The organism is Nocardioides sp., assembly GCF_035481145.1.
Lineage (GTDB): Bacteria > Actinomycetota > Actinomycetes > Propionibacteriales > Nocardioidaceae > Nocardioides.
On sequence record NZ_DATIHB010000091.1, the window covers coordinates 1 to 9,076 of the forward strand.

General features: G+C 70.3%; 12 protein-coding genes. 4 read left to right on the plus strand and 8 right to left on the minus strand.

Annotated features, from left to right (window positions below; genetic code table 11):
- Positions 1-53: 53 nt before the first annotated feature.
- The 5 genes from VLF38_RS08085 to recA all read right to left on the minus strand — a co-directional run bounded on the left by VLF38_RS08085 (position 54) and on the right by recA (position 3,825).
- Positions 54-437: a DUF3037 domain-containing protein gene (locus tag VLF38_RS08085; protein WP_325270762.1), complete on the minus strand. Its 384-nt coding sequence runs from the start codon at positions 435-437 to the stop codon at positions 54-56.
- Positions 434-1,204: a HipA family kinase gene (locus VLF38_RS08090; RefSeq protein ID WP_325270763.1), complete on the minus strand. Its 771-nt coding sequence runs from the start codon at positions 1,202-1,204 to the stop codon at positions 434-436. The genes VLF38_RS08085 and VLF38_RS08090 overlap by 4 nt, the downstream gene beginning before the upstream one ends.
- The gene (locus VLF38_RS08095) at positions 1,201-2,043 is read right to left on the minus strand and encodes a PPK2 family polyphosphate kinase (protein ID WP_325270764.1); all 843 of its coding nucleotides are present in this window, start codon (positions 2,041-2,043) and stop codon (positions 1,201-1,203) included. Before VLF38_RS08095 ends, VLF38_RS08090 begins: the two co-directional genes overlap by 4 nt.
- A gap of 82 nt (positions 2,044-2,125) precedes the next feature.
- The gene (locus VLF38_RS08100) at positions 2,126-2,785 is read right to left on the minus strand and encodes a regulatory protein RecX (RefSeq protein WP_325270765.1); all 660 of its coding nucleotides are present in this window, start codon (positions 2,783-2,785) and stop codon (positions 2,126-2,128) included.
- Positions 2,785-3,825, minus strand: coding sequence for a recombinase RecA (recA, locus tag VLF38_RS08105; protein WP_325270766.1), 1,041 nt, complete (start codon positions 3,823-3,825; stop codon positions 2,785-2,787). The genes VLF38_RS08100 and recA overlap by 1 nt, the downstream gene beginning before the upstream one ends.
- A 193-nt stretch (positions 3,826-4,018) precedes the next feature.
- On the opposite strand from recA, the gene VLF38_RS08110 reads away from it, so the two are divergent.
- Both VLF38_RS08110 and VLF38_RS08115 read left to right on the plus strand, forming a co-directional pair.
- Positions 4,019-4,486: a nucleoside deaminase gene (locus tag VLF38_RS08110; RefSeq protein ID WP_325270767.1), complete on the plus strand. Its 468-nt coding sequence runs from the start codon at positions 4,019-4,021 to the stop codon at positions 4,484-4,486.
- A 52-nt stretch (positions 4,487-4,538) separates the two neighbouring features.
- Complete coding sequence (locus VLF38_RS08115; RefSeq protein ID WP_325270768.1) at positions 4,539-5,570, plus strand: hypothetical protein; 1,032 nt, start codon at positions 4,539-4,541, stop codon at positions 5,568-5,570.
- Between the two features lie 12 nt (positions 5,571-5,582).
- Here VLF38_RS08115 and VLF38_RS08120 read toward each other — a convergent pair whose 3' ends face one another.
- From VLF38_RS08120 to VLF38_RS08130, 3 genes are read right to left on the minus strand one after another with little or no spacing between them, the layout of a single operon-like run.
- Positions 5,583-6,836, minus strand: a complete 1,254-nt coding sequence (locus tag VLF38_RS08120; protein WP_325270769.1) for an MFS transporter — start codon at positions 6,834-6,836, stop codon at positions 5,583-5,585.
- A gap of 7 nt (positions 6,837-6,843) precedes the next feature.
- Complete coding sequence (locus VLF38_RS08125) at positions 6,844-7,041, minus strand: DUF3046 domain-containing protein (protein WP_325270770.1); 198 nt, start codon at positions 7,039-7,041, stop codon at positions 6,844-6,846.
- Positions 7,041-7,568, minus strand: coding sequence for a DinB family protein (locus VLF38_RS08130; protein ID WP_325270771.1), 528 nt, complete (start codon positions 7,566-7,568; stop codon positions 7,041-7,043). The genes VLF38_RS08125 and VLF38_RS08130 overlap by 1 nt, the downstream gene beginning before the upstream one ends.
- 71 nt (positions 7,569-7,639) lie before the next feature.
- On the opposite strand from VLF38_RS08130, the gene VLF38_RS08135 reads away from it, so the two are divergent.
- Both VLF38_RS08135 and VLF38_RS08140 read left to right on the plus strand, forming a co-directional pair.
- Positions 7,640-8,200 (plus strand): DUF305 domain-containing protein, encoded by a 561-nt coding sequence (locus VLF38_RS08135; protein ID WP_325270772.1) that lies wholly within the window; start codon positions 7,640-7,642, stop codon positions 8,198-8,200.
- Between the two features lie 31 nt (positions 8,201-8,231).
- On the plus strand, positions 8,232-9,076 hold an 845-nt coding region (locus VLF38_RS08140; protein WP_325270773.1), incomplete at its 3' end, for a DEAD/DEAH box helicase.

A 9,076-nucleotide genomic window follows, 5' to 3' on the forward strand; every position in this document is an offset into this window, starting at 1 on the left:
CACGCCGCCTCGGTGCACGTCGCGTGCAGGTTTGCGCCGCCTCGGGGGCTTGGTCAGGAGACGAAGCGCTGGACCAGGTGCGCGAGCTCGCGCGCCGGGTCGGCGGTGACGCCGCCATGCACCGGACCTGGTTGCAGCACGGTGCTGCGCGGAGCCTTCACGAAGCCGAAACGTGTGCCGAGGTCGCCGCGACCTGCCGCACCGACGGAGGCGTCGCCAGCGCAGACCCCCTCGACGTACGACAAGGCGTCGCAGACCCGGCTGACGTCGAGCGTCGGGTCGAGGGCCAACAGACGTGCGCTGTCGCACGCCCACGCAGCAGCGAGGAACTTCGTCTCCTGGCAGTAGACGACGACGCCGACATTGAGGAACTCCTCGCGCTCGACGCGCGGCACGCAGCGGAGGACGACGTACTGGTAGGGGTGCCGGGTGGTCATCGCGCGACCGCCTCCCACCAGCCGGTCGCCTGCAACCGGGCAGCGAGGAAGTCGACGTACGCCGCGCGCACGGCCTCCGCGCTGTCCGTGCCGGGCACGGGCTCGAGCCACGCATCCGGCACCTGGGCGAGGATCTCGGCGAAGACCTCGCGAGAGAGCACTGCGCGCGCCCGACCGTCGATCGCCGTGAGGTCGTCAGCCTTCGCTGCCTCGAGCAGCACGTGGTCGTCGGAGCTCCACGGGAGCGCGGCGAACCGGGCTGGGTCACCGACTCCCCCGCTCCAGCCGTGGTGGAAGTAGAGCGACGCACCGTGGTCAATGACCCAGAGGTCGCCGTGCCAGAGCAGGAGGTTGGGATTGCGCCAGGAGCGGTCGACGTTGGCGCAGAATGCGTCGAGCCAGAAGACTGTGCCGGCCTGGCCCGGGGGCAACGCAGTGGTGCCGTCGAAGCCGAATGCACCAGGGAGGAAATCGACACCGAGGTTGAGGCCCACGCTCGCCTTCAGGAGGTCCTGGACCTCCTCGTCCGCCTCGTAGCGCGCAATCGCATCGGTCAGCTCGAGCGCGGCCAGGCGTGGCGTCTCCAGGCCGAGGCGGAGCGCGAGGCCACTGACGATCGTCTCGGCGACGAGGACCCGCAGACCCTGACCGGCACCGCGGAACTTGCAGACATAGGTGCCGAGGTCGTCGGCCTCGACGATGCCGGGCAGCGAGCCGCCCTCACGCAGCGGCGCCACGTAGCGCGTGACGGTCTGGGTGGGGATCACCGGACCGGCACCTCGTCGGCCAGGCGCCGCTTCTGCTCCTCGACGTCGAAGTCGGCCGTCGGCCACTCCAGATCCATGCCGCGCAGCGCGTCCAGGAGCAGGTGACCGATCGCGAGGTTGCGGTACCACTTCCGGTCGCTCGGGATGACGTGCCAGGCGGCGGCCTCGGTGTGCGTGCGCTCGAGTGCGATCTCGTAGGCAGCACGGTACGCCGGCCACAGCTCACGCTCGTCGATGTCACCGGGGTTGAACTTCCAGTGCTTCGCCGGATCCTCGAGGCGCGCGAGCAGGCGCTCCTTCTGCTCGTCGGCGGAGATGTGGAGCATGCACTTCACGATCGTCGTGCCGCTGTCGGCGAGCCGGCGCTCGAAGGCGGTGATCGCCTCGTAGCGCCGCTCGATCTCGGCCTTGTCGGCGAAGGCGCGCACCTTGGCGATCAACACGTCCTCGTAGTGCGAGCGGTCGAAGACGCCGATGATGCCGGCAGAGGGCAAGGCCTTCTCGATCCGCCAGAGGAAGTCGTGCTGCTTCTCCTCCTCCGTCGGCGCCTTGAAGCTGGTCACACGGACGCCCGCAGGGCTGACCAGACCGACGGTGTGCTCGAGCACGCCACCCTTGCCGGAGGTGTCCATGCCCTGGAGCACCAGGAGGACGCTTCGGCCGCTCGCCTTGTTGGCGTAGAGCCGCTCCTGCAGCTCGGCCAGATCCGGTCCGAGCGCAGCGAGCGCCAGCTCGCCCTCCGCCTTCGTCCCGTCGTACGCCGGATGGTCGGCCGGATCGATCGCCGTCAGGTCGACGGGCCCCGGCGTGAGCCGGTGCGCCGAGGAGAAGGAGCTCATGGCGCAACCATAGGGCTCGGCACAGTTCGATCCGCGGCTGACCACAAGGCGACTCTTGCGTGGTCAGAGGCGATGCTCAGCGTCAGATGAGGTCGGAGTCGTCGTCGAGGGCGCCGATCTCCTCACGCACCACGGCGTAGGCGACTCCCGGGCTGTGGCCCTTGCGCGCGAGCATGCCCACGAGGCGTCGTGTCGCGACCTCGGGAGCGAGCGCCTTCATCGAGCGCAGCTTGCGCTGCACGAGCCGGCGGGCGACCTCACGCTCATCGTCGGGGTCGATCTCGTCGAGGGCCTCGCGGGCGACCTCGTCGTCGATGCCCTTGCGTCGCAGCTCCTGCGCGAGCGCCCGCGACGCGAGGCCCTTGCCCGGCTGGCGCGAGGCGATCCAGGCGCGGGCGAAGGCGGCGTCGTCGACCAGGCCGACCTCCTCGAACCGGTCGAGGAGCTGGGTCGCGATGCCCGCAGGCACGTCCTTCTTCGCCAGCTTGTCGGCGAGCTCCTTGCGGGAGCGAGCGGCTCCGGTGAGTGCGTCGAGCAGGATCTTGCGGGCCACCGCTTCGTGATCAGCCTCGGGGCCGAGTGCTTCGACGTCGTCCGGAGGCGGTGTGGTGGCCGGAGCGACCCGGTCGTCACCCGCCACGGCGAAGTCGGGCGGCGGACCGGCCTGACCGAGCCAGGCGGCGACTCCGGCATGCACGTCACCGTGCCACGCCGGAGCCACCGCCTCCTGGTGCTCAGTCATCAGAAGTCGACGTTGGTCGGCTCCTCGGCGGGCGCATCGACCACCGGGCCGACGCCGAGCTTCTCGAGGATGCGCTTCTCCAGCTCGTTGGCGAGGTCCGGGTTGTCACGCAGGAAGTTGCGCGCATTCTCCTTACCCTGGCCGAGCTGATCGCCCTCGTAGGTGTACCAAGCGCCGGCCTTGCGGACGAGGCCAGCGTCGACACCCACGTCGATCAGGCCACCCTCACGGGAGATGCCCTTGCCGTACATGATGTCGAACTCGGCCTGCTTGAACGGCGGGGCGACCTTGTTCTTCACGACCTTGACGCGGGTGCGGTTGCCGACCATGTCGGTGCCGTCCTTGAGCGTCTCGATGCGCCGCACGTCGAGGCGGACCGAGGAGTAGAACTTCAGCGCGCGACCACCGGTGGTGGTCTCCGGCGAGCCGAACATGACGCCGATCTTCTCGCGGAGCTGGTTGATGAAGATCGCGGTGGTGCCGGTCTGGTTGAGCGCACCGGTCATCTTGCGGAGCGCCTGCGACATGAGGCGGGCCTGGAGACCGACGTGGCTGTCACCCATCTCGCCCTCGATCTCGGCGCGGGGCACGAGTGCGGCGACGGAGTCGATGACGATCAGCGAGAGCGCACCGGAGCGGATCAGCATGTCGGCGATCTCGAGCGCCTGCTCGCCGGAGTCAGGCTGGGAGACCAGCAGGGCATCGGTGTCGACCCCTAGCGCCTTCGCATACTCCGGGTCGAGCGCGTGCTCGGCGTCGATGAAGGCAACCAGGCCGCCGTTGCGCTGGGCGTTGGCCACTGCATGGAGGGCGACCGTCGTCTTACCCGACGACTCGGGACCGTAGACCTCCACCACGCGACCGCGCGGGAGGCCTCCGATGCCGAGGGCGACGTCGAGGGCGATCGCGCCCGTCGGGATCACCTCGAGCGGAGCGCGGGTCTCGTCGCCCAGGCGCATGATCGAACCCTTGCCGAACTGCTTCTCAATGTTTGCGAGCGCTGCGTCGAGCGCCTTGCCGCGGTCTCCAGCCATCTTCATTTCCTCATCACGTAGTCACCAGCCGAGTACATCGGCGACGTTAGGGCGAACCACCGACAGAGCCTGATCAGCACGGTCGCAGCCTGTGGAAAACCTCGCCCACCCGTCGTACCCGGTAGTGCCACGCTAGCCGAACATCTGTTCGAAGCTCGAACGCGACACGCGCACTTTTCGCACGTGCCACGATCTCCTCATGGATGACGAGAAGTGGCTTGCGCGCACCATCGAGCTCGCCCGCGAGAACGTGGCTGCCGGCGGCGGGCCATTCGGAGCCGTGCTCGTGCGAGACGGCGTCGCGATCGCGCACGGCACCAACCGGGTGACCCCGGACATGGACCCCACGGCGCACGCCGAGGTGACCGCCATCCGCGCGGCAGCCCTCGCCCTCGGCAGCAACGAGCTGCGGGGAGTCACCGTCTACGCCTCCTGCGAGCCGTGTCCGATGTGCCTCGGTGCAGCGCTCTGGGCCCGCGTGGACCGCATCGTCTTCGCGGCCGACCGGGAGGATGCCGCGTGGGCTGGCTTCTCCGACCAGACCTTCCGCGAGCTCTTCGCGGGGCAGCGCGACGACTGGCCCGCACAGATCGAGCAGCGGCGTACGCCGGATGCCCGGGCACCGTTCGACGCGTGGCTGCAGCGCGAGGACCGCGTGGCGTACTGAGACTCGATGGCCACGCACGGCTAGCCTCGAGCCAGCCGTCTCGGAGGTAGCCATGCGTCACCGCGCACCACTCGTCGTCGCTGTCCTCATCGCTGCGCTCACCACAGGCTGCGGCGGGCAGTCCCCCGCAGAAGACTCCGGCGACTCCGGCGCGAGCGCGAAGGCCGCGACGCAGGTTCCGCGCGTCGGCCAGTGCGTGCGGGACGGCATCCAGGACGGGAGCTCCGATTCACCTGACTTCAGCACGGTCGTCGTCTGCACCGAGGCGCACCGCTACGAGGTGACCGGGGTCGTCGACGTCCCGGCATGGGCGCTCACGCCGGGCAGCGACTCCGCTGCCGGGAGGGCGCGCCTCGGAGATCCCGACCCGCAGGACCCGGGGAGCGAGCGATGGCTGGCCTTCGTCGCGGACAGCTGCCAGGCGGCGCTCCGCAAGCAGACCCACCTCACCCGCATCCGCTACAAGCTGGCGGACGCGAACAAGTACGGTCCGGCCCGCTACACGTGGATCGACCACACCGTCGCGCCAGCGCTGTGGGGCGTCAAGCACGTGCTCAGCCTGAGTCCGGTCGACCTCTGGACAGCGGGTGACCGCCAGCTCGTCTGCTCGGTGGGCTACGGATCGGACGCCGATGCCTCGGATCCGATCGACGTCGAGTCGCCGACGGAGCAGTCGCTGATCAGCCTCTGGGCCACCAAGGCATTTCCGCTCGACCACCGCGTGTGCGTGGTGGACGGTGGCACCGTTCCCTGCAACCAGCCGCACCTGGGCGAGGCCTTTGCGACCATCGACGTCGCCAAGGCACTCAACCCGGACACCGACGTCGTCGAGATGCCGGAGCTCCGCGAGTGGAACCAGGCGATCGAGCGTCTCCAGGAAGTCCTCTCCCGCGGCGACCTGTGCGCCGTCACACACGCAGCCGTCGGGGCGAAGAAGGTGAAGCCACCGTTCTGGGTGCACACCGCGAGCAACCCGGCGCAGAAGGCGGCGCACCAGACCACCTGTCTGGTCGCACACCTCGACAACCCGCCTCTCTTCGCAAAGCGGGCGTTCGAGCAGCCGGCAGGCTTCGGCCTCTTCTAGAGGGTCTTGCAGTTACTGACGCGTGCGTGCAGCAGCGAGGCCCGCACCGAGGACCACCGCGGCCAGGAGCGCCGCGAGGGCGTTGAGCCAGCCGTAGCCGAGCAGGCCGACGACGGCTCCGGAGACGCCGCCTGCTGCACCCGCAGCGAGCCCCATGACCAGGTCGGAGGCACCCTGCACGTCCGTGCGTGACGTGAGCGGCGTGCGGTCGGTGAGCAGTGTGGAGCCGGCGATCGTGACGAACGACCACCCCACACCGAGCAGGAAGAGCCCGGCGAAGACCTGCCAGGAGCTCCCGCGCGGCGAGATGCCGGCAAGGGCCACCGCCACCAGCAGCACGAGCGCGCCGAGGACGATCATGCGCGGACGCCCGAGCAGGTCGGTGAGCCAGCCGACGAGCGGCGCGAAGGCGAACATCCCGAGCACGTGGACGCTGATCACCAGGCCGATCACGTGCAGATGGGCCCCTCCGTGCTCCATGTGGAGCGGCGTCATCACCATGACGCCGACCATCACGGCGTGGGCCGCGGCAACTGCTGTCATCGCGAGAGTGACGAGCGGCTCCACGCGCATCACCGCGACGGCCCCGGTGAGCACACCTCCGGGACCTCGTCGCTGTGGCGCGGCGCCGCCCGTCAGACTTCGCGCGACCAGCAACGGGTCCGGGCGCAGCAGCAGGGCGACGACCAGCGCAGCAACGGCCATCCCGACGGCCCCGACGAGGAACGGACCGGTCAGCGGCGGCAGGCCGAGCCGGACGGCGACGCGGGCGGAGGGCTGGGCGAGGTTGGGTCCGAGGACCGCCCCGATGGTCGTCGCCCAGACGACGATGGAGAGGTCGCGAGCCCGGCTCTCCGGTGCCGCGAGGTCGGTGGCGGCGTAGCGCGCGGCGGCGTTCGCGGCGGTCATCGCCCCGACCAGGAAGGTGCCGAGAAGCAACAGGGTCATCGACCCGACGGCACCGGCCACGACGCAGAGCAGTGAGCCGAGGGTCGCGAACCCGATGCCGGCCAGGAGCCCGACCCGGCGTCCGCGGGACGCCATCACCGACGCGAGCGTCCACGACGCCACGGCAGCACCCACGACCTGGCTGGTCTGGGCGAGACCGGCGAGGCTGTCGGAGCCACTGAGGTCGCGCGCCAGGAGAGAGGCCGTGGCGAGCGCGATGGTGATGCCCAGCGCACCGACCGCCTGGGTGGCGACGAGGCTCCGGACCGTACGCCGCTGGAGCGCGACCGTGTCGAGGACCTCCGGCGCCAGCGTCATCGACGCGTCACCGAGTGCTCGCGGGCAGGCCGAGCGTCTCGTGGACCGCACGCCAGACGACCTTGGGGCTCTCCCCCGCGGCAAGCGCTTCCTCGACCGTCCGGCTGCCGAGGCTGCCGATGACCTGGCTGCCGGCCCAGTAGCGCGCGTAGGCGGTGTCACCCAGCGCGGTCACGAGACGGTCCCAGAACTCGGTGTGGCGCATCAGCCGCGCACGTCCCACAGGTGGTGGACGTCGTCGTGCAGGTGGTAGCGACCCAGGCTGTCGACGGTGAAGACCGAGCCGTTGCTGCGCGTGCCGAGCCGCGTCCACAGGTCGCCGGCGACGCCGTCGTACAGGGAGGCCACCTGACCGGCGGCCTCCGACAGCTCGGCGGCGACCACTGCGGGGGCCTGGGAGGCGTAGTCCGACGCAAGGGCGGTGGCGTCCTGGTCCCAGTTGGGGAACTGCGGGTTCTCCGCCTCCAGCATCAGCACGAGGCGCTCAGCGAAGATCCGGTGGACGTCGCGGACGTGGCAGGCGTACTCGAGTGGCGACCACGTGCGCTCCTCCGGCCGCAGCGACGCCTCGGGCCGCTCGAGGACCGCAGCCCAGCGCGCTGCGTTGATCCGGAACATCTCCCCGAACTCCCGGCTCTCGCAGGTGTCGGGCACGAAGCCGCACTCCGGACAGGGCCGAGAAAGGACCCAGGTCCAGTCCTTGTCATCGGGGACCGGTTGCAGCGTTGCCATGGGCCCAATTCAACCAGCCAGCGAGACGGTCCGTCGCGGGCTTTCCTGCCACCCATGGCACCATCCCTGCCATGTCCGTACGCCGTGTGGCCTCCGCCGTCCTGACCGTCGCCGTCGCCTTCGGGCTCGGCGCGTGCGGAGAGGAGGAGAAGGCTCCGCTGCCGCGCGAGACCGCCGCCAACGGCACCGTCTTCAACAGCGCCGACGCGACGTTCGCCAACGACCTGCTCGTGCAGCGGGCGCGAGAGTTCGCGCTCATCGACCTGACCCTGGAGCGTCCGCTCGACACCGAGCTGACGGCGTTCGTCGACGGTGCGCGCGCGGTGCGGGCCGCAGAGATCGAGCAGGTGACCACCTGGCTGACGGACTGGGACAAGGAGGTCCCGGCGACCATCCGCGACCACGCCGCCGCGCACGCAGGTGGGCACCACTTCGAGGAGATCGAGAGCGCCACCGACGCGGAGTTCGCCGAGGTGTGGGTGGCGGCCTACCGCGAGGAGCTGGAGGCCAGCGGCGACATCGCGGCAGCCGAGGCCGCGGAGGGTGTCTTCAGCGGGGCGAAGACCCTTGCGGCCGACGTCGAGGACACCAACGAGTCCGAGATGCAGCAGCTGGCGCAACTCAGCGGCTGACGTTGTCGGTGCCGTCGGCAAGGATGGCCCCATGACAGACCCGCTCGAGCGCTTCGGTGAGGCGACACGGACGTGGTTCCGTGCTGCCTTCGCGGCGCCGACCCCTGCCCAGGCTGGGGCTTGGGAGGCGATCGCCGCTGGGCGCCATGCTCTCGTCGTCGCGCCGACGGGCTCGGGCAAGACGCTGTCGGCGTTCCTGGCGTCGGTCGACCGGCTGATGACCGCGGCGCCACCCGAGGATCCGAAGCGGCGCTGTCGCGTGCTCTACGTGTCACCCCTGAAGGCGCTCGCCGTCGACGTCGAGCGCAACCTCCGGGCGCCGCTGACAGGCATCGGCCACACCGCCGAGCGGCTCGGCCTGACCGTCAACGACGTGCGCGTCGGCGTCCGCTCCGGCGACACCCCGGCCGCCGAGCGTCGCAAGCTCGCAACCGCCCCGCCCGACATCATGATCACGACTCCCGAGTCGCTCTTCCTGATGCTCACCTCGGGCGCGCGGGAGGCGCTACGCGGCGTCGAGACAGTGATCCTCGACGAGGTCCACGCCGTTGCCGGGACCAAGCGGGGCGCCCACCTCGCGCTCTCTCTCGAGCGGCTCGACGCTCTCCTCCCGTCACCCGCGCAACGCGTCGGGCTCTCCGCGACCGTGCGCCCGCTCGAGGAGGTGGCCCGGTTCCTCGGTGGTTCAGCCCCGGTCGAGATCGTCGCGCCGCCATCGACGAAGGAATGGGACCTCCGGGTCGTCGTCCCCGTCGAGGACATGACCAGCCCCGGGGAGTACGACGAGGAGTCGGCCGACCCGGCGCGCAGCGGGTCGCTCTGGCCCCACGTCGAGGAGAGCGTCGTCGACCTGATCGAGAAGCACCGCTCGACGAT